Raw genomic sequence first — 26,628 nt, 5'->3', positions numbered from 1 at the left:
TGCCGAGCTGGGCCGTTCGGGTGAGCGGCCGTCAGCGTGCTGCCCCAGCACGTCCGCCGGGCGTTCGCCCGGTACCGGTTTCCGGTCGCTCTGCGTTACGAAAAGAAAATCTTGGAGTTCCCCCGCCCCGGGGGGTGTCGCAGCGGCGAATACCGGGCTAACGTGCACCGCTATCAGCGTTCCCGGCACGCGGGGAGGAGGCGAACAGCCCATGACCCTGGCGCCGGTGGGGCACTGAGGGCCACCCTCAGCGACAAGCCCCCCGCCATGATCGCGAATCCGGCGCCCAAACGATCCAAAGCCATTGCTCGCAGCACAGCGAGGGAGGTCGTGTATGGACATCGTCGTTAAGGGCCGCAATGTCGAGGTGCCCGATCACTATCGGGTTCACGTCGCCGAGAAGCTGGCCCGGCTTGAGCGCTACGATCGCAAGGTCATCCGGTTTGACGTGGAGCTCTTCCACGAGCCGAACCGCAGGCAGTCCAAGAACTGCCAGCGGGTCGAGATCACCGGCAAGGGACGCGGACCGGTGGTCCGCTCCGAAGCGTGTGCGGGCGACTTCTACGCCGCCCTGGACTCCGCGGTGAACAAGCTGGAGAACCGGTTGCGGCGCTCGCACGACCGCAGGCGCGTGCACCACGGTCGCCGCGGTCCCACATCGGTCGCCGAGGCGACCAGCGCACTCGGGGACGCACTGCCCATCCGCCCCGACTCCGACAGCCAGGCGCAAGGCATGTGGCTCGGCCACACCGCGGTGCTGGAAGCCGCCGAACCCGAACCCGCGTACGAGGGCATGGCGGAAGTGCCCGCGCAGCGCTGGGACGACGGCGTCGAGGAAAACCTGCCCGGCCGGGTCGTGCGTGAGAAGGAACACGCGGCCAAGCCGATGACCGTCGACCAGGCTCTCTACGAGATGGAACTGGTCGGCCACGACTTCTACCTGTTCTCCGACGCCGACAGCGGACGTCCGAGCGTCGTCTACCGCCGAAAGGGATTCGACTACGGCGTGATCCGGCTGGCTTGATTCAATGGCGCCGGCGGTGTTGATGGCGCCGCCTTCGGCGTCGCGGCTCGGTCGCCATTAAGTCGGTCGTTCGCGCCTCATTTTCCGCGATCGGAAAAGCGTGATCGCGGAAAATGAGGCGCGAACGACCGACGCGACCTCGCGTGGTGGTCACCTTGGGTGTGCTGTGTGATCTGCGGGTGATCGGGATGCGGAGGCTCCGCGATCCGGTCCTGGGCGGTGGTCCGGGCGGTTCGTGATGGGGTCGTGATCTCGGTTGGATGGCTTGGCCTGTGTTGTTTTGGGCCTTGCGGCCGTTCCGGATATCCGCCCGGTGTTTCCGGCGCGTGAGTTCGCCGTGCCGGTTGCCCCAGTTCGCTTCCGCTTCCGCTTCCGCTTCTGTGGCCGTGGCCTGGTACCGACACGTCCGACTCAGCCGGTTCGAACGTCGGGGCTGGGGCCTTGCGGGTCCGGGTTCGGGGGGGTGGGGGTGCGGGCCTGATCTTGGTCGTGGGTCGGGTGCGGTGGTGGGGCGGTTCGCCGAGGTCGTTCTCGAAGGTCGTTACGGGGCGTTCCGCACCGCTTCCTACCTGTGTCTGTGCACACACCTTCACGACTTGCCTACGATGGCGGGTGGTGAAGGCTCGCCATGGCCGTGGTGAGCCCTGTGGAAGGCGCCCGTCCCCCGGGCGCGTCGCGATGAGGTAATGAGGTCGACCCGGATGGTGCTGTCCCGACTGCTCCGCGCTGGCGAGGGCAAGATGCTCAAGCGCCTGCGCAACATCGCAGCGCACATCAACAACCTCGAAGACGACGTCATCGACCTCTCCGATGCGGAGCTGCGGGCGAAAACCGAGGAGTTCCGCAAGCGCCACGCCGACGGCGAGTCCCTGGACGAGCTGCTGCCGGAGGCCTTCGCGGTGGTCCGCGAGGGCGCCAAGCGCACCCTCGGCCAGCGGCACTTCGACGTCCAGCTGATGGGCGGCGCGGCGCTGCACCTCGGGCAGATCGCCGAGATGCGCACCGGTGAGGGCAAGACCCTGACCTCCGTGCTGCCCGCCTACCTGAACGCGATCGCGGGCAAGGGCGTGCACGTCGTCACGACGAACGACTACCTGGCCCGACGCGACGCCGAGTGGATGGGCCGCATCCACCGGTTCCTCGGGCTGACCGTCGGCGCGATCCTGTCGGAGATGACGCCCGAGCAGCGCCGGGTCGCCTACAACGCCGACATCACCTACGGCACGAACAACGAGTTCGGCTTCGACTACCTCCGCGACAACATGGCGTGGAGCCGGGACGAGATGGTCCAGCGCGGCCACTTCTTCGCCCTGGTCGACGAGGTCGACTCGATCCTCATCGACGAGGCCCGCACGCCGCTGATCATCTCCGGGCCGGCCGACCAGTCGTCGCGCTGGTACGTCGAGTTCGCGCGGCTGGCCACGCGGATGCGCCGGGACACCCACTACGAGGTGGACGAGCGCAAGCGCACCATCGGCGTCACCGAGGCGGGCGTGCAGTTCGTCGAGGACCAGCTCGGCATCGACAACCTGTACGACTCGACCAACACGCCCCTGGTCGGCTACTTCCAGAACGCGATCAAGGCCAAGGAGCTGTTCACCAAGGACAAGGACTACATCGTCCGCGCCGGTGAGGTCATGATCGTCGACGAGTTCACGGGCCGCGTGCTCGCGGGCCGCCGCTACAACGAGGGCATGCACCAGGCGATCGAGGCCAAGGAAGGCGTCGAGATCAAGGCGGAGAACCAGACCCTCGCCACGATCACCCTCCAGAACTACTTCCGCCTGTACGAGAAGCTGGGCGGCATGACCGGCACCGCCGAGACCGAGGCGGCCGAGTTCCACCAGACCTACAAGCTCGGCGTGGTGCCGATCCCCACGAACCGCCCGATGCAGCGCAAGGACGAGGCCGACCTGGTCTACAAGACCGAGGAGGCCAAGTTCGAGGCGGTCGCCGAGGACATCGCCGAGCGGCACGAGAAGGGCCAGCCGGTGCTGGTCGGCACGACGAGCGTCGAGCGCTCCGAGTACCTGTCGAAGCTGCTGGTCCAGAAGGGCATCCCGCACGAGGTGCTGAACGCGAAGCACCACGACCGGGAGGCGCTGATCATCGCGAAGGCGGGCCGCAAGGGCGCCGTCACGGTGGCCACGAACATGGCCGGTCGAGGCACGGACATCGTGCTGGGCGGCAACCCGGACATCATCGCCGACCACGAGCTGCGGGAACGCGGCCTCGACCCGGTGGAGAACCCGGAGGAGTACGAGGCCGCCTGGGCCAAGCTCATCGAAGAGGTGACCAACCAGGTCAAGTCCGAGGCCGAGGAGGTCCGCGCGGCCGGCGGCCTGTACGTGCTGGGCACCGAGCGGCACGAGTCGCGGCGCATCGACAACCAGCTGCGCGGTCGTTCCGGCCGGCAGGGCGACCCGGGCGAGTCGCGGTTCTACCTGTCGCTGAAGGACGAGCTGATGCGCCGCTTCAACGCGGCGATGGTCGAGACGGTCATGACCCGGCTGAAGGTGCCGGACGACGTGCCGATCGAGCACAAGATGGTCACCCGGGCCATCCGCAGCGCCCAGACGCAGGTCGAGCAGCAGAACTTCGAGATCCGCAAGAACGTCCTCAAGTACGACGAGGTCATGAACGAGCAGCGCAAGGTGATCTACGCCGAGCGCCGCCGCGTCCTCGACGGCGAGGACCTGCGCGAGCAGGTCGAGCACATGATCACCAGCGTGGTCGGCGAGTACGTCGACGGCGCGACCGCCGACGGCTACGCCGAGGACTGGGACCTCGAGCAGCTGTGGACGGCGCTGAAGACGCTGTACCCGATCTCGCTCGACCACAAGGCGCTGCTCGACGAGGACGAGGACGTCACCCGCGAGTCGCTGAAGGCGCGCCTGCAGGCCGACGCCCTGGCCGCGTACGAGGCCCGCGAGGCGGACATCGACGGCCGGGTCGGCCCCGGCGCCATGCGCGAGTTGGAGCGTCGCGTCCTGCTGTCCGTCCTGGACCGCAAGTGGCGCGAGCACCTGTACGAGATGGACTACCTGAAGGAGGGCATCGGCCTGCGGGCGATGGCCCAGCGCGACCCGCTGATCGAGTACCAGCGGGAGGGCTTCGACATGTTCAACGCCATGTTGGACGCGTTGAAGGAGGAGACGGTCGGCTTCCTGTTCAACCTGCAGGTCGAAGCCGCCGAGCCGCAGCCCGCCGCCGAGCCGCCGGTGCAGGTGTCGATCGCCAACGGCGGGCCGCTGACCGGCAGCCGCGCCCGTGCCCGTGCCGCCGCCGCGGCCGCCGCCCAGCAGGAGTCGGAGGCCGCCAACCAGGCGCCCGCCGGTCCGGCCCTGGCGCAGCTCCAGAGCGGCAACGCCATCCCGCCCGCGCTGCGGGGAAAGGGCCTCGACGGTCGCGGCCAGCAGGGCCTGACCTACTCGGGCCCGTCGGAGAGCGGTGACGCCGAGACCAGCGGCAACCCCAACGCCCAGCCGGGCGGGGGGCAGGGCGGGACGCGCAAGGAACGCCGCGCGGCCGCCCGCGCGCAGGCGAAGGGCCAGCGCAAGGGTCCGCGCCAGTAGCGGCGGAACGCGACAACGCACGTCGGAGCGGGGCCCTGGTCGAACCGGGGCCCCGTTCCCGTTCCCGGTGACGGTGGCGTGCCGCGTCACGGCCCTCTGGCGGGTCCGTGGGCCGCACGTCGGCCGGACACCGACCGCGCCCCCGTCCCGCGCCTGCGACGACCCGCCTGGCCCGTCTGCGGCGCAGTGGTCGTGGCGGAGTCGGCGCGCGTTCGCCCGGTCACGGCAGCAGGTGGAACTCGGTGCAGTGCCAGCCGGAGCCTCGGCGTTCGACCCGGGCGGCGAAGGCGCGGACCTTCGTGGGCATGTGGAGGGTTCCGGCCAGCTCGGCGGCGTCGGGGGAGACGTGGCACAGGCGGTAGCGGCCGAGGCGGGCTCCGGTCGGGGTGGCGGCTTCGGACACCGTGGTCACGGCGGCCGGTGCGAAGGCGGCGGCCAGCTGGCGGGGTGGGCGGCGGCCGTTCAGGGCTTCCACCAGCGGGAACAGGAAGTGACGTGCGTCCAGCGGCAGGGGTTCGGGCGAGGGCTTGGCGGTCGGGTGCGGCGTGGTGGCCGGCTTGGCGGACGACAGGGTCCGGAGCAGAGGTGGCATGCTGAACCGAGGGAGATCGCCGCGTTTGCGTACCAAGATCACCTGATGGAGGCACGGTGCGGGGACTGGTGCTCGACTTCGGCGGCGTGCTGACCGACCTGGGCGACGACGCCGCGGCACCCGAACCGCCCCTGCTCACGGCCACCCGCAAGGCCCGTGACCAGGGCGTCCTCACCGCCGTGCTGTCCAACGCCGACGGCTACTGGAGCCCTCCGGCCGACTGGGCCGCCCTCTTCGACGTCGTCATCACATCCGGTGACGTGGGCATCGCGAAACCCGACCGCCGGATCTACCTGCTCACCGCCGAACGCCTCGGGTTGGCCCCGCGCGACTGCGTGTTCGTGGACGACCTCGCGGTGAACGTCCGGGGCGCGGCGGCGGCCGGGATGGTCGGTGTGCACCACCGGTCAGTGGACGCCACGGTCGAGGAGCTGGAAACCCTCCTCCAGATCCCCCTGCGGGGTTAACCGGTGACGAGCCGCCACCGATGATCCACTCGGCCGGTGAATTGCCGGTCACCCGACCCCGGTCGTAGGTTTCCCGCGTTCACCGATGGGATGTCCCGAGCGCGAGGCGACACGACGGTCGCCGACCCCGAAGGGCTGATCGGAGCGGTCCGGGTTCCAGGTGGAGTGGTTGGTCCCGGCACACCGCGGCGAGCCGCCGATCAGCCAGGGCCAGGCAGCGCGGGCGTCGGAGTGGCCCTCCGGTGCCCGCGCTGCGCCCACCCACCCACCAACCCCGACCGCCAACCCCTGCACGCGCCCGCCGTCTCCGTGCCCTCCACTGCGCCCGTTCCCGCCGCGTGTCATCGCTGCGCCTGGCCCGCTGGCCCGCTGGCCCGGCCCGCCGGGCGCGTCTCAGCCGGTGGTGCGGCGGCGCACCACCTCGAAGCACAGCACGGCCGCCGCGCTCGCCACGTTCAGCGACTCGACCCCCGCGGCCATCGGGATCGACAGCCACCCCGTCACGTGCGGCCGGACGTCGTCCGAGATGCCCGCCGTCTCGCTGCCCAGCACGAACGCCGCCCGCTTCGGCAGGTCCGCCGCGTACACCGACTGCTTGGCGTTCGCGTCGAGCGCGTAGATCGGGTACCCGGCGGCGGCGAGGGCGGCGGCGGCTTCGGCGGCCGTCGCGCACCTCAGCACCGGGGCCCGGAACGCCACCCCGGCCGACGCCTTCACCACCATCGGGTCGATCGACGCCACCCCGCGGCGCGGCACGACGATGCCGTCCACCCCGGCGGCGGTCGCGGTGCGCAGGATCATGCCGACGTTCGCGGGCGTGGTGATGCCGTCGAGCACCAGCACGTTCCCCGGCCCGCCACGACGCTCCAGCTCGCGCAGGCCCACGTCGAGCGGGCGCATCCGCGGCGCGACGACGTCGGCCAGCACGCCCTGGTCCTGCTTCCCGTTGCCGGCCAGCACCTTGACCCGCTGGGCCGTCGCCCGCTGGACCGCGACGCCCCGGCGCCTGGCCGCGTCCAGGATCTCCCGGGCGGCCGGTCCGCGGGCCGTGTCGGCGAGCATGACCTTGTCGACTTCGAGGCGCGGGTCGTCAAGGGCTTCCAGCACGGGCTTGCGGCCGTACACGGTGACGAACTTGTCCTTGGGTGACACATCCACGGACCAAGTGTCCTCTACCCGTTTGGGGCTTGTTTTCGCGCTGTCAATCATGATGATCGTCACATGACATCGCGCGACGAGGCGCACCGTCTGCTGGCCAGCGGCCGGGAGGCGGACGTCTACCTGCGTCCGGACGGCCTGCTGGTCAAGCGCAGCCGCTCGGGCCGAGACCCCGGCCCCGAAGCCGAGCTGATGCGGTACCTGCGCCGGCACGGCATACCGGTGCCCAGGGTGGCGGACGCCTCGGAGACGGACCTGGTCATGGAGTACGTGCCCGGTCCGCGCATGTCGCAGGAGCTGGACGCCAAGCCGTGGCGCGCCGGCGCGCTGGGCCGCGAGCTGGCCGAGCTGCACCACAGGCTGGACCAGGTGCCCGCGCCCGCGTTCCTCGACGGCGACGGCGGCCTCCTGCACCTCGACCTCCACCCCGGCAACGTCGTGCTGGGGCCCGAGGGCGCGGTGGTGGTCGACTGGGGCAGCGCGCGCCGGGGCGATCGGAAGGTCGACGTCGCGATGAGCTGGCTGGCGATCGCGGTGGCGCCGTTGCGCCCGCTCAAGCGGTTCGCCCGGTCGCGGCTGGTGCGCGGGTTCCTGTCCGGGGTCGACGTCTCGGTCCGCGTGGAGGCCCGGCGGGCCATGCCGGCCGCCGCGGCGATCAGGCTCGCCCGGCACCAGCGGGACGAAGCCGAGGTCAGCGCCGTGAACCGGCTCGTGCGCGACTGCACCGACTAGCCTGGACCGCATGCCCGACCGCCTGTCCGCGCTGGACGCCTCGTTCCTGTACCTGGAGGACTCCACGACGCCGATGCACGTCGGCGGGGTGGCGGTGTTCCGGCGACCGCGCACGGGCTTCGACTACGACCGGTTGGTCGACCTGATCGAGCAGCGGCTGTCGCTGGTGCCGCGGTACCGGCAGAAGGTCGTGCAGGTGCCCGGACGGCTCGCCCGGCCGGTGTGGGTGGACGACCCGGACTTCGACGTCACGTACCACGTGCGGCGCTCGGCGTTGCCGAAACCGGGCAGCGACCAGCAGTTGCACGACCTCGTGGCGCGGCTGATGTCCCGCCCGCTCGACCACACCCGGCCGCTGTGGGAGATCTACCTGGTCGAGGGCCTGGCCCGGAACCGGACCGCGGTGATCACCAAGACCCACCAGGCGATGGTGGACGGCATCGGCGCGCCGGAGATCGGCCAGGTGATGCTGGACGTGTCCCCGACGCCGCGCACGCCGGTGGAGTCGTTGTGGATGCCGTCGCCCGAGCCGAGCGGGTTGCAGCTGGTGGCGGACGCGGTGGCGGAAGCCGTGCAGCGGCCCGGCGAGGTGGTGGAGAACGTCCGGTCGGCGGCCATGGACACGGTCGCGACGGTCCGGAAGGTCGCCGGGGTGTTCGGCGGGTTGGCGTCCGCGGTGCGGACCGCCGTCACGCCCGCTCCCGGCAGCCCGTTGAACGTGCGCATCTCGCCGCAGCGGCGGTTCGCGGTGGCCCGCACCCGGCTCGACGAGTTCCGCGCCATCCGGCGGGCGCACGGCGGCACGATCAACGACGGCGTGCTCGCCGTCCTGTCCGGCGCGCTGCGGAACTGGCTCCTGTCGCGCGGCGAGGTCGTGACGGCGGGGACCACGATCCGGGCGATGGCGCCGATGTCCGTGCGCGACGACGAGACGCAGGTATCGGCGTACCTGGTCGACCTGCCGGTGGGCGAGTCGAACCCGGTCGTGCGGCTGCACCACGTGTCGCACGCGACGCGGGCTCACCAGGAGTCGGGGCAGACGGTCGCGGCGCAGACGTTGGTGCGGTTCTCCGGGTTCGCGCCGCCGACGTTGCACGCGTTGGGCGCGCGGGCGGCGTCGTCGTTCTCGCGGCGGTTGTTCAACGTCGTGGTGACGAACGTGCCGGGGCCGCAGGTGCCGTTGTACGCGGCGGGGGCGAAGATGATCGAGATGTTCCCCGTCGTGCCGTTGGCGAAGAACCAGGCGTTGTCGATCGGGGTGACGTCTTATGACGGTGGCGTGTACTTCGGGCTGAACGCCGACCGCGATGCGATGTCCGATGTGGACGTGCTGGCGGCGATGGTCGAGGAGTCGGTGGAGGAACTGATGGGAACGGTGTCCGCATGAGGGTGTACCTCCCGGCGACCGTCGCGATGTTGCGCGACCTGGTGGACAAGGGCGAGTTCGTCGCCGTGGGCGGGACGGGGTTCGCCCTGACGCCCGCGCTGCGGGAGTCGTACGCGAGCGGGGACACGGAGGAGCTGGAGTACTCCGCGATGCTCGACGCGGCCCGCGGGTCGCTGCGGCTGATCGCGGGTGACGAGAAGGCGCCGCCGCGGCGCGCGGTCGTGTCGGCCGACGTGCCGGACGTGAAGTTGCGGCCGGACCTGGACTTCTCGGTGGTGAAGCTGTCCGGGCCGGTGCCGGTGGAACTCGTGGCGGCCATCCACCTGGACACGCAGGAGGCCGAGGACGCGGTGCGGGCGGCGGCGGAGGTGATCGACGCGGCCGACCTGGGCGATCCGGACGCGGAGTTCGCCCTGGGTACCGCGGAGGACCACGAGCTGGCTTGGTACGCGCCCCAGGAGCTGCCGTTCCTGCTGGAGCTGATGTAGCCGCCGGGACGGTCGTCCGCGGTGGCGGGCCGGGCGCGTGGCGACGGGCGGGCGCGATGCCGGGCCGGGCGGGCGCGGTGCCGGGGCGGGACGGCTGACGCAGGCGGGACGGGCCGGCTGGGATCGCGTCGAGGCGACCGGTCGAGGGCCGGAATTGTCAGACCGTTGGGGCAGAATAAAAGCAGGGGTCCCCTTGGCGGGGACCTCTGCGAAGCGTCAGCGGGGCGCGGGTGGTCGGCGGCGGCGCGGTTGTCGGCGGCGCGGTCGGTGGTCACGTGCCGGGTGGTCGCACGCCCGATGTGGTGGTCGCATGCCCGGTGTCGCACGTCCGGCCGGGTGGTCACATGCCCGGTGGGGGTTGCCAGAGCTCTATGCGGTTGCCCTCGGGGTCCACGCACCAGCCGAAGTGGCCGAACTCGGAGTCCTCGGTCTGCGGCAGGACCTCCACACCCCGGTCCCGCAGCTGGGCCAGCAGCTCGGCGAGGTCGTCCACCCGCAGGTTGATCATCGCCCGCTGGCCGGGCTCGCCGAAGTACTCCGTGTCGTTGGCGAACAGGGCGAACGTCGTGGTCTCCGCCTCCACCCAGTGGAACGTGATGGCGCCGCTCTCGCTCATCGGCACGCCGAGGTGCCGGCGGTACCACTCGGCCATGCGCTCGGGGTTGCGGGCCCGCAGGAAGACCCCGCCGATACCTGTCACCTTCGCCACGGCTGCGCACCGTACCCCCGCGTGCCGCGGCGAGCCCATGGTCGAGGTGACGTCGCCACCCGATCCGGTCAACGAAACGGCGCGAGCGTACGCACTCGGCGGTGGCCCCCGTGACTCTCCGCGACTCCGAACCCGGCTCCGACCCCGGAACCCGACCCCGATCCCGACCTGGAACCCGGCTCCGGCCACGGAACCCGATCCCGACTCCGACGTGACACCCGGCTCCGACCACGGCCGGCAGGCCGGAACGGCTAGTCGTACTCCTCCAGCTTGCCGCGCGATTCGAGCAGGCGGCGCAGCGACGCCAGCCGGCCGGGCGACGCCTCACCGCTGACCACCAGCTCGTCCAGCATGCAGTCCGGGTCGTCGGGCGGCCCCTGGTGACCGCAGCCGGGCGGGCACTCCTCGGCCATCGCCCGCATGTCCGGGAACGCGGCGATGATGTCGTCCGGCGTGATGTGCGCCAACCCGAACGAGCGGATGCCGGGCGTGTCCACCGCCCAACCGCCCTCCGGCAGCGGCAGCGCCACGGTCTGCGTGGACGTGTGCCTGCCCTTGCCGACGCCGCTCACCACGCCCACCGCCCGGTGCGCGTCCGGCACCAGCCGGTTCACCAGCGTCGACTTGCCGACGCCCGAGTGCCCGATCAACGCCGACAACCGGTTCACCAGCCGTTCGCGCAGCTCGCCCGGGTCCTGGTCGGACCGCGTCACGACCACCGGCAGGTCCAGCTCCGCGTACGCGGCGAGCAGGTCGTCCGGCGGCGCGAGGTCCGACTTCGTCAGGCACAGCAGGGGTTCCAGCCCGCCCGCGTACGCCGCGACCAGGCAGCGGTCGATGAAACCCCGGCGCGGCTGCGGGTCCGCCAGGGCCGACACGATCACCAGCTGCTCGGCGTTGGCCACGACGACCCGCTCGAACGGGTCGGTGTCGTCCGCGGTGCGCCGCAGCACGCTGCGCCGGTCGGCCACCTTCACGATCCGGGCCAGCGTGTCCGGCTGGCCCGACGTGTCGCCGACCAGGCCGACGTGGTCGCCGACGACGACCGGCGTGCGGCCGAGTTCCCGCGCCCGCATGGCGATCACCAGCCGGGTCGGGTCGTCGTCCACGGCGCACGTCCACCGGCCCCGGTCGACGCCGACGACCATGGCCTGCACCGCGTCCGCGTGCTCGGGCCGGCGCTTGCTGCGCGGCCGGGTCCCCTTGCCCGGCCGCACCCGCACGTCCGACTCGTCCAGCCGCCGCCAGTCGCCGCGTGGCACGTCAGCGGCTCCCGAGCATCGTGGCCCACATCCCGGGGAAGTCGGGGATCGTCTTCGTCGTCGACCCGATGTCGTCCACGGACACGCCCTCGACGACCAGGCCGATGATCGCGCCCGCGGTGGCCATGCGGTGGTCGGCGTAGGCCCGCCACACGTCGCCGCGCAGCGGTCGTGGCGTGATGACGAGGCCGTCCTCGGTCTCCTCCGCGGCGCCGCCCAGCCGGTTGATCTCGGCCGCCAGCGCGGCGATGCGGTCCGTCTCGTGGCCGCGGATGTGCGCGACGCCCCGGATGCGGGTCGGTCCGGACGCCAGGGCCGCCAGCGCCGCGACGGTCGGCGTCAGCTCGCTCTCGTCGCGCAGGTCCACGTCCACGCCCGTCAGCCGGTCCGGACCGCGCAGCGTGAGGCCGGCGTCGGTGAGCGTCACCGTGCAGCCCATGCGCTCGAACAGGTCGCGCACCGCGCCACCGGGCTGGGTGGTCACCTCGGGCCAGCCGGGGATGGTCACCTCGCCGCCCGTCACGGCCGCCGCCGCCAGGAACGGGGTGGCGTTGGACAGGTCCGGCTCGACGTGCCAGTCGCGGCCCTCGACGGCGCCCGGCTCGACCCGCCACACGTCCCGCGTCGAGTCGTCCACCACGACGCCCGCCTCGCGCAGCATCGTCACGGTCATCTCGATGTGCGGCAGGGACGGCACCGGCTTGCCGGAGTGCCGCACCGTCACGCCGCTCTCGTACCGCGCGCCCGACAGCAGCAGCCCGGACACGAACTGCGAGGACGCCGACGCGTCGATGGTGACCTCGCCGCCGGGGACGCCGCCCTTGCCGTGCAGCGTGAACGGCAGCGCGTCGCCCGCCACGTCGGCGCCCAGCGCCCGCAGCGCGTCCAGGATGGTGCTCATCGGCCGCTTCCGGGCGTGCGGGTCGCCGTCGAACGTGATGTCGCCGACGGCGAGCGCGGCGGCGGGCGGCAGGAACCGCATCACGGTGCCCGCGAGGCCGCAGTCCACCTGCGCCGGCCCCTGCAGGGCGTCCGGCGTGACCAGCCATGATCCGTCCGGGCCGTCGGCGAACCCGACGCCGAGCGACTGGAGCGCGGCGGCCATGAGCGTGGTGTCGCGGCTGCGCAGCGGGGTGCGCACGGTGGACGGGCGGTCGGCCAGCGCGGCCAGCACGAGCGTCCGGTTGGTGATCGACTTGGAACCGGGCACGGGTACCGTCGCGTGGACGGGGCCGGCGGCGGTGGGAGCGGACCACTGCTGAGTCATGGCTCGATGATTCCGCATCGGGTGGTCGACAGCTCGCACCGGGCTTTCCGACGTGCGACGATGGCCTGCCCGGACGACATGGCACAGAGGTGATCGGTTGTGTGCGGCAGGTACGCCTCGACGAAGAACCCCGCGCTGCTCGCGGCGGAGTTCGACGCGGTGGACGCCACCGAGGGCGACGCGCCCGGCCCGGACTACAACGTCGCGCCCACCAAGCTGGTGCCGGCCGTGGTCGAACGCCATCCGCGTGACGACGAGGGCAACCCCGACCCGGACACGACCGAGCGCAGCGTCCGGGTGATGCGCTGGGGCCTGGTCCCGCACTGGGCCAAGGACCTGTCCGGCGCCGCCAAGATGATCAACGCGCGGGCGGAGAGCGTGCTCGACAAGCCCGCCTACCGCGACGCGGCGGCCAAGCGCCGGTGCATCGTGCCGGCCGCCGGCTGGTACGAGTGGCAGCCCGGCGAGGGCCGCAAGCAGCCGTACTTCATCAACCCGGGTGACGGCTCCAGCATCGCGATGGCGGGCATCTGGTCCGTGTGGTGGCAGCAGGACGGCGACGAGCGCAAGCCGATCATCACCTGCGCCGTGCTCACCACGGACGCGATCGGCGAGATGCGCAACGTGCACCACCGGATGCCGCTGGTGCTGCCGAAGGACCGCTGGGCGGCCTGGCTCGACCCGGACCGCACCGACCCGGGTGACCTGCTCGCGCCCGACCTCGACCTGGTCGACGCGCTGGAGCTGCGCCCGGTGTCGATGAAGGTCAACAGCATCAAGAACAACGACCCGTCGCTCATGGACGCGGTCTCGCTGGGGGAGTCCGAGAAACCGGAGCCCACCTTGTTCGAGCTGTCATGACGAAGCGGGTCGTCGACACCCCGTACGGCCCGGCGCGGGCCGAACTGCACTGCGCGGTGGAGGGGCGGGCGGCCCTGCTGCTCGGCCACGGCGCCGGCGGCGGGATCGCCGCGCCCGACCTGGTGGCGGCGGCCCGCGCGGCGGTGGACGTCGGCGTGCACGTGGCGCTGGTGGAGCAGCCGTACCGGGTGGCGGGCCGACGCGCGCCCGCGCCCGCCAAGCAGCTCGACGCGGCGTGGCTCGCGGTGGCGGAGGACCTGAACTCCCGCTGGTTCGACGACCTGCCGATGGTGTTCGGCGGCCGGTCGTCCGGCGCGCGCGTGGCGTGCCGGACGTCGGCCGAGGGTCAGGCGGCGGCGGTGCTGTGCCTGGCGTTCCCGGTGCACCCGCCGGGCAAGCCGGACAAGGACCGGATGCCCGAGCTGGACGACGTCGAGGTGTCGACCCTGGTGGTGCAGGGCGAGAACGACCCGTTCGGCCGCCCGGCGCCCGCGCACCACCGGGACGTCGTGCTGCTGCCCGGCGACCACAACCTCAAGGCCGACCTCGACGGGGTGCGCCGGGCGGTCGGCGAGTGGCTGGACCGCGTGCTGCGCCCGCTCGAGGTCTGACCGGCGGCCCTACGCCGAGACCGGCCCTACGCCGAGATCGGCGCGACGACCGCCTGGGTGAGCCTGACCAGGTCTTTCGGCGCGATCTCCACTTCCAGTCCGCGACGGCCCGCCGAGCAGTGGATCGTGTCCAGGGCTTCGGCCGACGCGTCCAGCACCAGCGGCAGCCGCTTCTTCTGCCCCAGCGGCGAGATGCCGCCCGCGACGTAACCGGTGGCCCGCTCGGCCGCCGCGACGTCGGCCATCCTGGCCTTCTTCCCGCCCACGGCGGCCGCCAGCGCCTTCAGGTCCAGCTGCCCCGTCACGGGCACCACGCCCACGACGAGCTTGCCGTCCACGTCCGCGACCAGCGTCTTGAACACCCGTTCGGGCGGGACGCCGAGGGCCTCGGCGGCCTCCAGCCCGTACGACTCGTGGCGGGGGTCGTGCTCGTACGCGTGCAGCGTGTAGGCCACCTTCTGCTTGTCCAGCAACGCGGTGGCGGGCGTCCCACGTCCGGCCATGATCGCGCACACTAGTGCAGCACCACCCGCGGGGAATGACCGGCGAGGCCTGCGCGTTGGTGCGGAACGTGGCTACCGAGGTGATGGATCAGCAGGTCGGCAGGCAGGTCAAGGCACGTCCACCGCGTGGCTCGGCTCACTGCCGTCCCGGCGACCGCCGCGTATCCTCGACTGCGTCCCAGACAGTTCCGTCCACCGCGCTGACCAGCGGGTGGGAAGGGAGCGCGGTGCCAGCCACGCGAACGCAGGTCACGCCGACTGACGAGACAGCGGTCGAGCGCGCAGCGAGATTCGAGCGCGACGCGATGCCGATGCTCGACCAGTTGTACTCGGCGGCCCTGCGGATGACCCGCAACCCGGCCGACGCCGAGGACCTCGTCCAGGAGACGTACCTGAAGGCGTACGCGGCTTTCGCGTCGTTCTCCGCCGGCACGAACCTCAAGGCCTGGCTGTACCGCATCCTCACGAACACCTACATCAACGGCTACCGGAAGAAGCAGCGCCAGCCGATCCAGCAGCCGACGGACGAGATCACGGACTGGCAGCTCGCCCAGGCCGAGAGCCACACGTCGACCGGGCTGCGCTCGGCCGAGGTCGAGGCGATGGACCTGCTGCCCGACTCAGACATCAAGGAAGCCCTGCAGCGGTTGCCCGAGGAATTCCGGATCGCGGTGTACCTCGCGGACGTGGAGGGCTTCGCCTACAAGGAGATCGCAGACATCATGGGCACCCCGATCGGCACCGTGATGTCCCGGTTGCACCGGGGCCGCAGGCAGCTCCGCGACCAGTTGGCGGACACCGCACGCGAGCGCGGGTTCCTGCGTTCCGGTCAGCAGGAGGTGGCGGGCTGATGAGCTGCGGCGAACCCCACGAGACGGACTGCTCGGAAGTCCTGGCCGAGGTGTACCTGTTCCTCGACCACGAGTGCGACGAGAAGCGGAAGCAGCTGCTCCAGACGCACCTGCAGGAGTGCCACCCGTGCCTGGAGCAGTACGGCATCGAGGAGCACCTGAAGGCGCTGCTGGCCCGCAAGTGCGGCGGCGAGCACGCGCCCGAGGAGCTGAGGCGCAGGCTGAGGGCCCGGCTCTACCAGACGACGGTCGAGGTCGACGTCGAGGTCCGCACGACCACCACGACGACCACCACGTCCTCCGCGTCCGAGCCGACGGCCTGACCGCCGCACCCGTGACGACGGCCTGACCGCCACGTCCGACGGCCCGGGCGTCGTGCGTCGGCGCACGCGCGAAGCCGCAGTGAGACCGAAGGCCCCGGAGCACGGAGCTCCGGGGCCTTCGCACGCCGTGAAGTCGATCAGGCGTTGGGGCGCTTCCCGTGGTTGGCGCCACCCTTCTTGCGGTCGCGGCGCTTGCGGGCACGCTTCGACATGGGGTTCTCCTAGTGCTCGAACTACCTCCCGACAGTGTGTCACGAGGTCACCTGGCCACCGCACGGGGTCTGAATCGTGGTTGGATGAGCCCCGAACGAAGGAGGACCATGGCCGAGGAAATCCGGGCCGAGATCGTCGCGAACGTGGCTCAGATCGCCGTCAAGGAGGGTGACGAGGTCACCCACGAGACCACCGTCGTGGTGCTCGAGAGCATGAAGATGGAGATCCCGGTCCTCCCCGAGGGCGCCGGCCGGATCACCCGCATCGCCGTCGCGGCGGGTGACGTCGTCCAGGAGGGCGACCTCATCGCGGTGGTGGAGTAGCTGTCCACGCTCACCGACCTGCTGGCCGAGCACACCAAGCTCTCCGGCGCCGCCGTCGACCACCTGCAACTGGTGGTCGCGGAGTGGCAGCTGCTGTCGGACCTCAGCTTCGCGGACTTCCTGATGTGGGTTCCGCTGGACGACACCACGTTCCTGTGCGTCGCCCAGGCCAGGCCCACCACCGCGCCGACCGCGCACCCCGAGGACGTCGTCGGCAGCATGGTGGACGTCGAGGAGCACCCGCAGCTGCGGCGCGCCGTCACCGACGCCCGGATCTGCCGCGAGGAGGACCCGCGCTGGCACCTGGGCGTGCCGGTCCGCCGTGAGGCGATCCCGGTCAAGCGGAACGGCGAGGTCATCGCGGTCCTGAGCCGGAACACGAACCTGGCCGTGCCGCGCGTGCCGAGCCCGCTGGAGATCTCCTACCTGGGCAGCGCCGCCGACCTGTGCCAGATGATCGCCGACGGCACGTTCCCGACCACCGAGCCGTCCCCGGACGTGCACACCAGCCCGCGGGTCGGCGACGGCCTGATCCGGCTGGACGCGTCGGGCGCGGTGGTGTTCGCGAGCCCCAACTCGCTGAGCGCCTACCACCGCATGGGCCACGCGTCCGACCTGGTCGGCGTGCACCTCGCGCCGCTGACCCGGTCGCTGATCGGCGACCCGTTCGACGCCACCGAGGTGGCGCAGCGCATCCGGGCCGCGCTGGACGGCCAGCCGAGCATGCGCATCGAGGCCGAGTCCCGCCGCGGCGCGGCCGTGCTGTTCCGCGCCCTGCCGCTGCGGCCGCGCGGCAGCGCCGCGGGCGCGCTGGTGCTGTGCCGGGACGTCACCGAGGTCCGCCGCCGCGACCGCGCCCTGATGTCCAAGGACGCGACGATCCGCGAGATCCACCACCGGGTGAAGAACAACCTCCAGACCGTGGCCGCGCTGCTGCGCCTGCAGAGCAGGCGGACCAGCAGCGAGGAGGCGCGGGACGCGCTGGCCGAGTCGGTCCGCCGGGTGACGTCCATCGCGCTGGTGCACGAGACGCTGTCCATGTCGGTGGACGAGCGGGTCGACCTCGACGACGTGGTGGACAAGGTCATCCCGATGATGTCGGACGTGGCCGCCACCGAGTCCCAGGTCGTGGTGCGCCGCGAGGGGCCGTTCGGCATCGTGCAGGCCGAGCTCGCGACCCCGCTGGTGATGGTGTTGACCGAACTCGTGCAGAACGCGTTCGAGCACGCGTACGCGGCGGGTCAGCGCGGCGAGGTCGTGGTCCACGCGGAGCGTTCCGCCAAGTGGCTCGACGTCGTGATCTCGGACGACGGCCGCGGGCTGCCCCAGGGCTTCTCGCTGGAGCGCACCGACCGGCTGGGTCTGCAGATCGTCCGGACGCTGGTGGAGTCCGAACTCAGGGGCTCGTTGAGCTTGCGGCGGCGGCCCCGAGGCGGTACTGAGGCGGTCCTGCGCGTGCCGCTCCGAGCGCGGCGTTAGACTGCTCCCGTGCACACGTGGCGACCTGCCTCAGCGGAGTCACGTGGGTCACGCGGGAGGGTGTGCAACAACAACGAAGGGCCCGACACCTGGCACGGTGTCGGGCCCTTCGTGTGTGCTTGTCAGCTCAGGCGTTGCTGCGAGCCCGGGTGCGGGCGTTGCGACGCTTGAGGGCGCGACGCTCGTCTTCGCTCATCCCGCCCCACACGCCGGCGTCCTGGCCGCTCTCGAGTGCCCACGCGAGGCAGTCGGAGACGACGGGGCAGCGACGGCAGACGGTCTTCGCCTCGGCGATCTGCAGGAGCGCAGGACCGCTGTTCCCCACGGGGAAGAACAGCTCGGGGTCCTCGTCGCGGCAGATCGCGCGGTGGCGCCAGTCCATTGGAACTACTCCTCAGCTAGGCGCGCGCGAAGGCGCGCCACTCGTCAGCGGTCGGTTTTGGGGTGCTTGTGAATGCTTTCACGAACGGCCGGGATGTCAAGGGTTTAGCACCAACCCGGTGAGTGAACTCACCCGAAAGATCGACTGAGTTCACCTGGGGTTTCACGGAGAGGTGTCACACCAGGTCAACACATCGCGGATCGGTACCGAGCCGGTCACACCACGGTCACACCGTTCGCGCTCACACAGCCACGGTCAGCGCACCCCGCACTGCAGTGAACTCCACCTCGGTGCACGCGCCGAGCAGGTCGCCGTCGACCTGGAGGTTGACGGGTTCCGGACTCGTGACCCTCACGAACTCAACGTCATCGCGCCGGAGCAGGTTCCCGCCACGGGGGTTCCCGTCCGTGGCCAGAAGATGCGTCACGTAACGAAGAACTGTGGGCAATCCCATTCCGTGGAGCGCGAACAGCCCGAGTCCGCCGTCGAACGACGTGCTGGGGTTGAGTCGAATGGCCTTGTCGCCGAGGTAGGTCCACGGGTCGGTGTTCGAGACGAACGCGAGTCGGACGTCCTCGAACGACGGTTCGTCCGGAATGCGCACGGTCAACGTGGACGGCCGCCTGCGCTGGGTGAAGTAACTGGTCAAGGCGGTGCGCGCGTAAAGGGCGGGCGAGGCCTGGCGGCCCTTGGCACGTTGCTGCTCGACGCCCGCGACCACGTCGGCGTCCCAGCCGACTCCCGCGTTGAACGTGAACCAGCGGTCGTGGTCGGCGCCCGCGCCGGTCGCGGCCACGTGGCCGAGGCTGACCTTGCGGCTGGTGCCGTGCTCGATGGCCTGGAGGAGGCGGTAGGTCGCCTCGACGGGGTCGCGCGGCAGGCCGAGGGCGCCCGCGAAGACGTTGGCCGACCCGCCGGGCACCACGCCGAGCATGGGCAGGCCCGGCTCCGCGCCCCCGCGCAGCACGCCGTTGACCACCTCGTTGACGGTCCCGTCGCCACCGTGCGCGACGACGAGGTCGTAGCCGTCCACGACGGCTCCCGCGGCGGCGTCCGCCGCGTGCCCCCGGTAGTCGGTCTCGACGACGTCGAGCTTCACGTCGCTGGCCAGCGCGTGCGCGAGCACGTCCCGGCCGGCAGGCGTGGTCGCCGTCGCCTGCGGGTTGACCACCAGAAGTGCGCGCACCCTCGCAGCGTAAGACAGTGCGTGACCTCAGGCTGGACGCGCGTCACCCGGTAGGAGGGATCGGAGTGCCCGAAAGTGGTCGACGTCTCCTTTGTGCGTCTCCTTCCGCGTCGCAATCCCGAGCGTCCGCGACAAGTGCACCCCGACCCGACCGCCGGCTCGCCGAAGACTCCTGTGATCTTCGCCCCTGCGGCGGTCGAACGGGACACGCCAACCGGGTGGCCTACGATGCGTGACGAGTACTCACCGTGAGGAAAGGTCCAGCGTGACGCCCCAGAGCAAGGTCCCACCGGCGGTCCGGGCGGCCGGCGCGCTCACCGCGTTGCAGGGCCTGGCGGCGCTGGCGTTCGCGGTCGCGCTGGTGGTGCGCGCGTTCAGCGCGGAGAAGGCCGGCGAGGTGCTGGGTGAGGCCGCGTACTTCGCGGTGCTGGCGGCCGGCGTGCTCGCGGCCGGGGTCGGCCTGGTGCTCGGCAGGCACTGGGGCCGCACGCCGGCGGTGGTCGTGCAACTGCTCCTGCTGGGCGTGGCCTGGTACATGTACGGGCCGTCCGGGCGGCAGCTGTGGGGCTCCCTGCTGGGCGTGTACGCCGTCGGCACGCTGGTGCTGCTGTTCACGAACCCCGTGCGCCGGTGGGCGCTGGGAGTGGACGAAGAGGACGAGTAGGGCATTCGGCCGTCGACCATCGTCTGTGTGATCGCCGACTAACGGCGGGTGGTCACTGTCACTCCGACGAGTGACGCTGTGGGTGGTGAATTCACCACTCCCTGCGTTCGTTGAGGTGACAACTCCATGCGACTCAATCGCGCCCTGTCCGCGGTGGTCGGAGCCACTACCGCCCTGCTGTCGGCGCTCGCGCTGACCGCCCTCGCCCCCGCGGCCTCCGCCCAGGAGGCCGACGTCCAGCCGTACATCATCGGCGGCGGCACGGCGACCAACGCCCCCTGGGCGGCCCGCCTGTTCCGCAACGGCCAGCAGAACTGCTCGGCCACCATCATCGCCCCGACCTGGGTCCTGACCGCGCAGCACTGCGTGGCCAGCTCCGGCACGTACACGTTCCGGATCGGCAGCCTGGACCAGACCACCGGCGGCACGATGGCCACGGCCACGCAGATCATCCAGCACCCGTCGGCGGACCTCGCGCTGGCGCGCCTGGACCGCTCGGTGGCGGGCACGTACGCGCCGCTCGGCACGACGACCGCCGTGGCCGTCGGCCAGACCGTGCAGCTCTACGGCTGGGGCGCCACGTGCACCAACCAGCCGGAGATCAACTGCCAGTCGCGGTACCTGAAGTACGCCAACACGCGCGTGACGTCGGTCAACGGGCGTGACTACCGCGGCGGCATCGCCATCTCGGTGTCCCGCATCGACGGCATCGCCGCGGGCGGCGACTCGGGCGGCCCCATGTTCGCCACCAGCCCGGTCGACGGCCGCCGCTACCAGGTCGGCGTCGCGTCCACGAGCGACCGCTCGACCCGGTCGAACTACACCGCCGTCACCCGCTACCGCGACTGGATCCGCTCCTACGCCGGCGTGTGACCGAACTCCCCGGCCGAGGGGGCAGGACCCTTCCCCTGCGCCGCCCCCTCGGCCGGGGCACCACCCGCCCGGAATCCGGGCACCTCACCAGTCACGATCACCCTGCGTGCTCACGTTCGGCGGATGGACACGAACGGAGTAGCGAGATACCGTCTGACAGGCGTTCGCGCCGCTCCGGGTGCAGGCAGGGTGAGGTGCGCAGTGCAGAACCCCCCGAGGTGGGTGTCGACCAACAGTGACGTCGAGCGACCCAACGTGGCCCGGTTGTACGACTACTACCTGGGCGGGGCGCACAACTTCGCGGTCGACCGGGAGTTCGCCGAGCAGTCGATGAAGCAGATCCCGACCGCCGAGATGGTCCAGCACACCCGCGCGTTCCTGCGCCGGGCCGTGCGCCTCTGCGTGGAGCGCGGCATCCGCCAGTTCCTCGACCTCGGGTCCGGCATCCCGACCGCGGGCAACGTCCACGAGGTCGCCCAGCAGGCCGACCCGACGTGCCGCGTCGTGTACGTGGACAACGACCCCGTCACCATCGCGCACAGCCGCAGCATGCTGCGCGACAACCCGGGCGCCGCCATCGCCGACGCCGACATCCGCGACGTCGCCGCGGTCCTGGCCACCCCCGAGGTGCGCGGGCTGCTCGACCTGTCCCGGCCGGTCGCCGTGCTGATGGTCGCGATCCTGCCGTACATCCCCGACTCCGACGGCCCGGCCGAGCTGGTCGGCCGCTACCGCGACGCGGTCGCCGACGGCAGCTACCTGGTGATCAGCCACCTGACCGCCGACGAGCAGCCCGAGATGGTGCGCAAGCTGGTCGGCGTGGCGGCCCAGACGGACTCGCCGATCGTGGCGCGGTCCAAGTCCGACATCGAGGCGATGCTCGACGGGTTCGACCTGCTGGACCCGGGGCTGGTGCTGGCCGCGTCGTGGCGGGGCGAGGGCGAGCCGGAGACCGGCGCCGAGGCGGTCGCGTACGGCGCGGTGGGCGTGAAGCGCCCGAACGCCTGACCCCGTCGGCAGGGGCCGCGCATCGGCGCGGCGGCTCACCGCCGCTTGGCTGAGGGTTCCGAGGCGTCGCCGAGCAGACGGGTCTGCTCCTTCAGCACGTCGACCGTGCGCACGACCCAGTCCGCGATCACCTGCTGTTCCTGCGGGCTGTAGCGCGCGGCGACATCCTTCATCGCCGCGCTGAGGCCGGCGAAGACCTCGCCGAACGCGCCGGGGATCGCGCTGATCACCACGCGCCTGCGGTCGGCGGGGTCGGGTTCGCGGCGCACCAGGCCCGCGCGTTCGAGCCGGTCGGCGACGCCGGTGACCGCGCCGGGCGTCAGGTTGATCTCCTTCGCCAGCTCGCCCGCCGACATCGGCCCCTTGCCCGCGATGAGCGCGAGCGCGCGCTGGTCGACCGCCGTGACGCCCAGGCGTGCGCCCACGGCCTCGTGGAACGCGACGACCGCCGTGCTCAGCTCACGTCCCAAGTCCCGCGGGTCCATGCGATCACTTTACCGCAGAAGATATTTCAGTACACTGAACTAAAAGGTTCGAGGATCGAAGGGGTGGGTCGAGTGGGGTCGGAGTTGAGGCTGGCGTGGGAGGTGCCGCGGTGGGCCGGGCGCTTCTACCTGCGGCACTGGGCCGTGGTCGTGGGGTTGTCCCTGGTCGCGTCCGTGCAGCGGCTCGTGGTGGTGAACTGGGGCGACGCCGTGCCGGACGGGGTGGCGTTCGCCTCGGAGGTCGTCGTGGCGGCCGCACGGGTGCTCCTCGTGGTCGTGATCTGGCGGCTGGCGACCAGGGGCGAGCGGCCGCGGTGGGCGAACGCGCGGTCGTTCGCCTCGCGGCACTGGCCGAGCCTGCTGTGGCAGGGGGCGTTCCTGGCGGTGGCGTTCCTGGTGTTCGACGTCGTCACCGAGCACGTCGTCGGCGGCCTGCTGCCCGAGTCGGCGCGGCAGACCTACCTGGCCGTGCTGCTGTTCGTGAAGAACCCGACCGTCATCGCGTTCACGTTCGTGTGGTGGGTCGGGCTGGTCCGGCAGGCGGCCGTCAGCCGTCCCGTCCCAGTCGGGTGAGGGAGTCGTCGGTGAGGCGGAAGACCGTCCACTCGTCCATCGGGATCGCGCCGAGCGACTTGTAGAAACCGATCGCGGGCGAGTTCCAGTCGAGCACCGACCACTCCAGCCGCGCGTAGCCGCGGGCCACGCACTCCTGCGCGAGGGCTTGCAGCAGGGCCCGGCCGAGGCCGCTGCCGCGCTGGTCCGGCCGGACGTACAGGTCTTCGAGGTAGATGCCGTGCGTGCCGCGCCAGGTGGAGAAGTTGAGGAACCACAAGGCCATGCCGACGACCTGACCGTCCACTTCGGCCACGTGGCCGAACAGGGCGGGGGACGGGCGGAACAGCGCGTCGTGCAGCTGCTCGACGGTCAGGTGGCACTCGGCGCGGGCGCGCTCGTACTCGGCCAGCTCCTCGGCCAGCCGGACCGCGGCGGGCACGTCGTCCTCCCGGATGCGCCGGACGCGGGGGTCAGTCAAGGTCGAACTCCCAGGCCGGGACGTTGAGCCGGCGCACCTGCGGGTCGCCGCGCTCGTCGCCGAGCACCGTCGTGCCGGCCGGGTCCAGTCCGAAGTGGACACCCTCGCTCGGCGGCAGGTTGAGCCACGTGGCGATCAGGACGCGGCTGAAGTGCCCGTGCCCGACCAGCACGACGTCGCCGCTGAGCAGCGCGTGCCGGGCGCGGTCCAGCACCTTGGCCGCGCGCGTCCGCACCTCGTCGTGCGTCTCGCCGTTCGGCACGGCGTGCGACCAGACCGTCCAGCCGGGGTCGGTCTCACGGATCTGCGGGGTGGTCAGGCCCTCGTAGTCGCCGTAGTTCCACTCGCCGAGCTCTTCGGTGCGCTCCACGTCGTGCAGACCGGCCAGCTCGGCCGTCCGCCACGCGCGCTGCCGGGGGCTGCTGAGCACCAGCGCGGGCGGCAGGTCCGTGCCGCGCAGGCGGGCCAGCACCGCGCCGGCGCGTCGCGCCTGCTGCACGCCGGTCTCGGTCAGGGGGACGTCGGTCAGCCCGGTGTGCCGCCCGCTCTCGGACCACTCGGTTTGACCGTGCCGGAGCAGGTAGACGTGTGAGGTCACGGCCCGAGCTTACGGTTGCCGCGGTCGCCGGGTGGTGCGTGCCCCGTCACGTCGGACCGCCGCCCTCCCCCGAGCCGGACGGCGGTTCGACCCGGCGCGACGGTCGGATGCGGGGCAGGTCGGCCAGGGGGTCGCCGGCGAAGTGCTGGACGATCGGCGAGCCCGGCAGCAGGTCCCGCGGCCCGATCACGCGCGCCGAACGCCTGCGCCGAGCGGCAGGTGGAACCGGGTGTGGGTCTCGAGTTCGGCGATGGGCCGGAAGCCGAGGCGCAGGAGCAGCGCGACGCTCCGGTCGTTGCCGCGGGTGACCCCGGCGAAGACGTCGGTGGCGCCGGACGCGCGGGCGTGCCCGAGGACGGCCGCGCAGGCCGCCGTGGCGTAGCCGTGCCCGGTGGCGTCGTGGGCGAGCCAGTAGCCGAGGCCGTACCGGGGCGGGTCGACGTGCGTGAGGTCGACGCGGCCGACGAGGCGGTCGCCGAGGCGGATGCCGTAGCGGTCCGGCACGGGTTCGGACAGGTGCGCGGCGACCCAGGCGGGCGTCCCGCCGGCCTCGTCGCGGTGGTCGCCGTGGCGGCTGAGGTGGTCGCGGTTGCGGTCGAGGAGGGCGTAGTAGGCCGGGGCGTCCGCCGCGGTCAGCGGCGTGAGGACGAGCCCCGGTACCGACGTGCCGAGCACCGTCGCCTCCTCCGTGCCCCACCGACCACGCGAAACGGCGCCGACCATGCGAAACGGCACTGACCACGCGAAACGGCGCCGGCCGGGCGGAAGAGTCCCGCCGGCCGGCGCCGTCCCACGAGCCGAAGATCAGGCCGCGGCCTTGGTCTCCCAGAAGATCTTGTCGATCTGGGCGATCAGGTCGAGCAGCTCCTGGCCCTTGGCGGGGTCCATGGAGCCCTTGGCGCCGGACGCGCCGGCGGCCTTGGTGGCCCGGTTGAACAAGTCGTGCAGCTCCGGGTACTTCTCGAAGTGCGGCGGCTTGAAGTAGTCGGTCCACAGCACCCACAGGTGGTGCTTGACGAGCTCCGAGCGCTGCTCCTTGATCAGGATGGCGCGGGCGCGGAACTCGGGGTCCTCGTTCGCCTGGTACTTCTCCTGAATCGCCTTGACCGACTCGGCCTCGATCCGGGCCTGGGCCGGGTCGTAAACACCGCACGGGAGGTCGCAGTGCGCGGTGGCCTCCAGGAGCGGGCGGCGGAGTGAACGGATGCGCGACAGAAGTCGCATCTTTCCTCCCTGACAGTGGATGCTCCGACGCGTCGAACCCTACTCCGGGGCCTCGGCGGGAGCAGGTGGAGGTGATCGTTGGCACGGCCCGAAGGCAACCCGTTGCCGCTGGTTCGGGTGGTCGGACCCTCGATGGTCCCCACCCTGCGGACCGGCGACGTCGTCGTGGTCGGCTACCGGCGCGCGCCGCGGCCGGGTGATCTTGTGCTGGTCAGGTGGCCGGCGCGGCCCGATCAGGTGTCGGTCAAGCGGGCGGTCCGGGCGGACGGCGACGGCTGGCACGTGGAGGGCGACAACCCGTTCGCCTCGACGGACTCGCGCACGTTGGGGCCCGCGGTGGTGCTGGGCGTCGTCCGGTTCCGGCTCTGGCCGCGGCCGCGTCCGCTCGGACGGCGCCGGCGTTAGCGGCGGAGCTTCTCGTACCAGGCGACGCAGTCGTCGTACGACGGCAGCAGCCCGGCGTCCCGCGCCTCCGCGAACGACGGCGCGGCCGCGTCCTTGGGCGACAGCAGCGGCGTCACGTCGGTCGGCCACGGCAGGTCCAGCGACAGCGGGTTCACCGCCCGCTCGGCCTTCGGGTTGAACGCCTCGGAGCACAGGTACGACGCGATCGTGCCGTCCTCCAGCGCCATCAGCGCGTGGCCGAGGCCCTCCGCGAGGTAGATCGCGTTGAACGCGTCCGGGGACAGCTCCACCGCGTCCCACTCGCCGAACGTGGGCGAGCCCACCCGCAGGTCGACGACGACGTCCAGCATCCGGCCCCGGGGGCAGTGCACGTACTTGGCCTGACCGGGCGGGGTGTCGGCGAAGTGCACCCCGCGCACCACGCCCCGCTTGGACTCGCTGTGGTTGGTCTGGGCGACCCGCAGGGGGTGGCCGACGGCGGCGGCGAACGCACCCTCCTGGTACGGCGCGACGAAGAGGCCCCGGTCGTCGGGGAACACCGATGGTGTGAATTCGAACGCGCCGGAAATTTTCAGCTCACGTGCCTGCATGGCGCCCACCCTAGAACGCGCCGGCTCTTGACCGATCCTGCCTGCGGAAACCGACTGGTCGGTGCAGAAAACCGGACGTACGTTCTGTGAAGACCCCCTCTGACCTGCGGAAAAACTGTGATCCCCGCCGCAGACAGCGGCCGGCGACACTGCCATGCTGGCCCGCACACCGCCACAGGGCCGCCACGCAGACCGCGTGGGCGAGCCCGCAGCCAGGCCCCGTCGACCCGCGTGACAACGCCGGTCCCGGTGCGCCGCAGGAATCGCGCACCGCAGGAGGGACTTCCGTGACCGCATTGAACGACCCGTCCCAGATGAATCAGGCTCAGCTTCCGACCCAGGCGAATCCCGCGCA

At 71.7% G+C, this 26,628-nt stretch carries 33 protein-coding genes; 17 read left to right on the top strand and 16 right to left on the bottom strand.

The window, feature by feature from the left end:
- Positions 1-334 precede the first annotated feature (334 nt).
- Complete coding sequence (gene hpf / locus ACRAKH_RS30425) at positions 335-1,024, top strand: ribosome hibernation-promoting factor, HPF/YfiA family (protein ID WP_380729900.1); 690 nt, start codon at positions 335-337, stop codon at positions 1,022-1,024.
- 701 nt (positions 1,025-1,725) lie between these two features.
- Positions 1,726-4,599, top strand: a complete 2,874-nt coding sequence (secA, locus tag ACRAKH_RS30420) for a preprotein translocase subunit SecA (RefSeq protein WP_447009441.1) — start codon at positions 1,726-1,728, stop codon at positions 4,597-4,599.
- 220 nt (positions 4,600-4,819) lie between these two features.
- Here secA and ACRAKH_RS30415 read toward each other — a convergent pair whose 3' ends face one another.
- Positions 4,820-5,191: an Rv3235 family protein gene (locus tag ACRAKH_RS30415; RefSeq protein ID WP_380728732.1), complete on the bottom strand. Its 372-nt coding sequence runs from the start codon at positions 5,189-5,191 to the stop codon at positions 4,820-4,822.
- 56 nt (positions 5,192-5,247) lie between these two features.
- Here ACRAKH_RS30415 and ACRAKH_RS30410 point away from each other — a divergent pair, with 56 nt between their 5' ends.
- Positions 5,248-5,658 (top strand): HAD-IA family hydrolase, encoded by a 411-nt coding sequence (locus tag ACRAKH_RS30410; protein WP_380728734.1) that lies wholly within the window; start codon positions 5,248-5,250, stop codon positions 5,656-5,658.
- A 393-nt stretch (positions 5,659-6,051) separates the two neighbouring features.
- Here ACRAKH_RS30410 and ACRAKH_RS30405 read toward each other — a convergent pair whose 3' ends face one another.
- Complete coding sequence (locus tag ACRAKH_RS30405) at positions 6,052-6,816, bottom strand: TrmH family RNA methyltransferase (RefSeq protein ID WP_380728736.1); 765 nt, start codon at positions 6,814-6,816, stop codon at positions 6,052-6,054.
- 63 nt (positions 6,817-6,879) lie between these two features.
- Here ACRAKH_RS30405 and ACRAKH_RS30400 point away from each other — a divergent pair, with 63 nt between their 5' ends.
- The 3 genes from ACRAKH_RS30400 to ACRAKH_RS30390 are packed head-to-tail and all read left to right on the top strand — an operon-like array spanning position 6,880 to position 9,423.
- A complete protein-coding gene (locus ACRAKH_RS30400; RefSeq protein ID WP_380728738.1) occupies positions 6,880-7,548 on the top strand; it encodes a phosphotransferase in 669 nt (222 codons plus the stop codon).
- Positions 7,549-7,558: 10 nt separating this feature from the next.
- The gene (locus ACRAKH_RS30395; RefSeq protein WP_380728740.1) at positions 7,559-8,935 is read left to right on the top strand and encodes a WS/DGAT/MGAT family O-acyltransferase; all 1,377 of its coding nucleotides are present in this window, start codon (positions 7,559-7,561) and stop codon (positions 8,933-8,935) included.
- Positions 8,932-9,423 carry a DUF6912 family protein gene (locus ACRAKH_RS30390; RefSeq protein WP_380728742.1) on the top strand — a complete coding sequence of 164 codons (492 nt, stop codon included), beginning with the start codon at positions 8,932-8,934 and terminating at the stop codon, positions 9,421-9,423. The genes ACRAKH_RS30395 and ACRAKH_RS30390 overlap by 4 nt, the downstream gene beginning before the upstream one ends.
- Positions 9,424-9,763: 340 nt before the next feature.
- Here the strand turns inward: ACRAKH_RS30390 and ACRAKH_RS30385 are convergent, their stop codons facing one another.
- The 3 genes from ACRAKH_RS30385 to aroA form a co-directional block, all read right to left on the bottom strand.
- Positions 9,764-10,132 carry a VOC family protein gene (locus ACRAKH_RS30385; RefSeq protein ID WP_380728744.1) on the bottom strand — a complete coding sequence of 123 codons (369 nt, stop codon included), beginning with the start codon at positions 10,130-10,132 and terminating at the stop codon, positions 9,764-9,766.
- A 251-nt stretch (positions 10,133-10,383) separates the two neighbouring features.
- Positions 10,384-11,394, bottom strand: coding sequence for a ribosome small subunit-dependent GTPase A (gene rsgA / locus ACRAKH_RS30380; protein WP_380728747.1), 1,011 nt, complete (start codon positions 11,392-11,394; stop codon positions 10,384-10,386).
- 1 nt (position 11,395) lies between these two features.
- Positions 11,396-12,661 carry a 3-phosphoshikimate 1-carboxyvinyltransferase gene (aroA, locus tag ACRAKH_RS30375; protein WP_380728749.1) on the bottom strand — a complete coding sequence of 422 codons (1,266 nt, stop codon included), beginning with the start codon at positions 12,659-12,661 and terminating at the stop codon, positions 11,396-11,398.
- Between the two features lie 99 nt (positions 12,662-12,760).
- Between aroA and ACRAKH_RS30370 the strand changes: the two genes are divergently transcribed.
- The gene (locus tag ACRAKH_RS30370) at positions 12,761-13,522 is read left to right on the top strand and encodes an SOS response-associated peptidase (RefSeq protein WP_380728752.1); all 762 of its coding nucleotides are present in this window, start codon (positions 12,761-12,763) and stop codon (positions 13,520-13,522) included.
- Entirely contained in the window at positions 13,519-14,133 is a 615-nt protein-coding gene (locus tag ACRAKH_RS30365; RefSeq protein ID WP_447009440.1) for an alpha/beta hydrolase family protein, read from the top strand. The genes ACRAKH_RS30370 and ACRAKH_RS30365 overlap by 4 nt, the downstream gene beginning before the upstream one ends.
- A 26-nt stretch (positions 14,134-14,159) precedes the next feature.
- Here ACRAKH_RS30365 and ybaK read toward each other — a convergent pair whose 3' ends face one another.
- Positions 14,160-14,636: a Cys-tRNA(Pro) deacylase gene (gene ybaK / locus ACRAKH_RS30360; protein WP_380720675.1), complete on the bottom strand. Its 477-nt coding sequence runs from the start codon at positions 14,634-14,636 to the stop codon at positions 14,160-14,162.
- Positions 14,637-14,863: 227 nt separating this feature from the next.
- Between ybaK and ACRAKH_RS30355 the strand changes: the two genes are divergently transcribed.
- Both ACRAKH_RS30355 and rsrA read left to right on the top strand, forming a co-directional pair.
- A complete protein-coding gene (locus tag ACRAKH_RS30355) occupies positions 14,864-15,487 on the top strand; it encodes a sigma-70 family RNA polymerase sigma factor (RefSeq protein ID WP_380720672.1) in 624 nt (207 codons plus the stop codon).
- Positions 15,487-15,810, top strand: coding sequence for a mycothiol system anti-sigma-R factor (gene rsrA / locus ACRAKH_RS30350; RefSeq protein ID WP_380720669.1), 324 nt, complete (start codon positions 15,487-15,489; stop codon positions 15,808-15,810). The genes ACRAKH_RS30355 and rsrA overlap by 1 nt, the downstream gene beginning before the upstream one ends.
- A 137-nt stretch (positions 15,811-15,947) precedes the next feature.
- Here the strand turns inward: rsrA and ACRAKH_RS30345 are convergent, their stop codons facing one another.
- A complete protein-coding gene (locus ACRAKH_RS30345) occupies positions 15,948-16,022 on the bottom strand; it encodes a 50S ribosomal protein bL37 (RefSeq protein ID WP_096498094.1) in 75 nt (24 codons plus the stop codon).
- Between the two features lie 108 nt (positions 16,023-16,130).
- Between ACRAKH_RS30345 and ACRAKH_RS30340 the strand changes: the two genes are divergently transcribed.
- Positions 16,131-16,346: a biotin/lipoyl-binding carrier protein gene (locus tag ACRAKH_RS30340; RefSeq protein ID WP_380720666.1), complete on the top strand. Its 216-nt coding sequence runs from the start codon at positions 16,131-16,133 to the stop codon at positions 16,344-16,346.
- A complete protein-coding gene (locus ACRAKH_RS30335) occupies positions 16,347-17,825 on the top strand; it encodes a histidine kinase N-terminal domain-containing protein (RefSeq protein WP_447009988.1) in 1,479 nt (492 codons plus the stop codon).
- 127 nt (positions 17,826-17,952) lie between these two features.
- On the opposite strand, the gene ACRAKH_RS30330 is transcribed toward ACRAKH_RS30335, so the two are convergent.
- Together ACRAKH_RS30330 and ACRAKH_RS30325 are read right to left on the bottom strand one after the other, a co-directional pair.
- On the bottom strand, positions 17,953-18,207 hold the full coding sequence (locus ACRAKH_RS30330; RefSeq protein WP_015104912.1) for a WhiB family transcriptional regulator: 255 nt from the start codon (positions 18,205-18,207) through the stop codon (positions 17,953-17,955).
- Between the two features lie 241 nt (positions 18,208-18,448).
- Entirely contained in the window at positions 18,449-19,393 is a 945-nt protein-coding gene (locus ACRAKH_RS30325) for a diacylglycerol/lipid kinase family protein (RefSeq protein ID WP_380720663.1), read from the bottom strand.
- Positions 19,394-19,658: 265 nt separating this feature from the next.
- On the opposite strand from ACRAKH_RS30325, the gene ACRAKH_RS30320 reads away from it, so the two are divergent.
- The 3 genes from ACRAKH_RS30320 to ACRAKH_RS30310 all read left to right on the top strand — a co-directional run bounded on the left by ACRAKH_RS30320 (position 19,659) and on the right by ACRAKH_RS30310 (position 21,938).
- Positions 19,659-20,057 (top strand): hypothetical protein, encoded by a 399-nt coding sequence (locus ACRAKH_RS30320; protein ID WP_380720660.1) that lies wholly within the window; start codon positions 19,659-19,661, stop codon positions 20,055-20,057.
- Between the two features lie 126 nt (positions 20,058-20,183).
- On the top strand, positions 20,184-20,930 hold the full coding sequence (locus tag ACRAKH_RS30315) for a S1 family peptidase (protein ID WP_380720657.1): 747 nt from the start codon (positions 20,184-20,186) through the stop codon (positions 20,928-20,930).
- Positions 20,931-21,152: 222 nt separating this feature from the next.
- Positions 21,153-21,938 (top strand): SAM-dependent methyltransferase, encoded by a 786-nt coding sequence (locus tag ACRAKH_RS30310; protein ID WP_380720654.1) that lies wholly within the window; start codon positions 21,153-21,155, stop codon positions 21,936-21,938.
- Between the two features lie 35 nt (positions 21,939-21,973).
- Here ACRAKH_RS30310 and ACRAKH_RS30305 read toward each other — a convergent pair whose 3' ends face one another.
- Positions 21,974-22,423: a MarR family winged helix-turn-helix transcriptional regulator gene (locus ACRAKH_RS30305; RefSeq protein WP_380720651.1), complete on the bottom strand. Its 450-nt coding sequence runs from the start codon at positions 22,421-22,423 to the stop codon at positions 21,974-21,976.
- A gap of 72 nt (positions 22,424-22,495) precedes the next feature.
- Between ACRAKH_RS30305 and ACRAKH_RS30300 the strand changes: the two genes are divergently transcribed.
- A complete protein-coding gene (locus ACRAKH_RS30300) occupies positions 22,496-22,996 on the top strand; it encodes a hypothetical protein (RefSeq protein ID WP_380720648.1) in 501 nt (166 codons plus the stop codon).
- On the opposite strand, the gene ACRAKH_RS30295 is transcribed toward ACRAKH_RS30300, so the two are convergent.
- The 5 genes from ACRAKH_RS30295 to sodN form a co-directional block, all read right to left on the bottom strand.
- Positions 22,971-23,456, bottom strand: a complete 486-nt coding sequence (locus ACRAKH_RS30295) for a GNAT family N-acetyltransferase (RefSeq protein WP_380720645.1) — start codon at positions 23,454-23,456, stop codon at positions 22,971-22,973. The two genes, ACRAKH_RS30300 and ACRAKH_RS30295, sit on opposite strands and share 26 nt — an antisense overlap.
- A complete protein-coding gene (locus ACRAKH_RS30290; RefSeq protein WP_380720642.1) occupies positions 23,449-24,054 on the bottom strand; it encodes a histidine phosphatase family protein in 606 nt (201 codons plus the stop codon). The genes ACRAKH_RS30295 and ACRAKH_RS30290 overlap by 8 nt, the downstream gene beginning before the upstream one ends.
- 46 nt (positions 24,055-24,100) lie before the next feature.
- Positions 24,101-24,244 carry a hypothetical protein gene (locus ACRAKH_RS30285; protein ID WP_380720639.1) on the bottom strand — a complete coding sequence of 48 codons (144 nt, stop codon included), beginning with the start codon at positions 24,242-24,244 and terminating at the stop codon, positions 24,101-24,103.
- Positions 24,241-24,729 (bottom strand): GNAT family N-acetyltransferase, encoded by a 489-nt coding sequence (locus ACRAKH_RS30280; protein ID WP_380720636.1) that lies wholly within the window; start codon positions 24,727-24,729, stop codon positions 24,241-24,243. The genes ACRAKH_RS30285 and ACRAKH_RS30280 overlap by 4 nt, the downstream gene beginning before the upstream one ends.
- 129 nt (positions 24,730-24,858) lie before the next feature.
- The gene (gene sodN, locus ACRAKH_RS30275; RefSeq protein ID WP_073891370.1) at positions 24,859-25,278 is read right to left on the bottom strand and encodes a superoxide dismutase, Ni; all 420 of its coding nucleotides are present in this window, start codon (positions 25,276-25,278) and stop codon (positions 24,859-24,861) included.
- 78 nt (positions 25,279-25,356) lie between these two features.
- Here sodN and ACRAKH_RS30270 point away from each other — a divergent pair, with 78 nt between their 5' ends.
- Positions 25,357-25,683, top strand: coding sequence for a S24 family peptidase (locus tag ACRAKH_RS30270; protein ID WP_380720633.1), 327 nt, complete (start codon positions 25,357-25,359; stop codon positions 25,681-25,683).
- Here ACRAKH_RS30270 and ACRAKH_RS30265 read toward each other — a convergent pair.
- On the bottom strand, positions 25,680-26,273 hold the full coding sequence (locus ACRAKH_RS30265; RefSeq protein WP_380720630.1) for a dTDP-4-dehydrorhamnose 3,5-epimerase family protein: 594 nt from the start codon (positions 26,271-26,273) through the stop codon (positions 25,680-25,682). The two genes, ACRAKH_RS30270 and ACRAKH_RS30265, sit on opposite strands and share 4 nt — an antisense overlap.
- Positions 26,274-26,628: the final 355 nt, after the last annotated feature.

This window comes from Saccharothrix hoggarensis (genome assembly GCF_052936025.1).
This window is presented reverse-complemented; position numbering and strand designations above follow the sequence as displayed.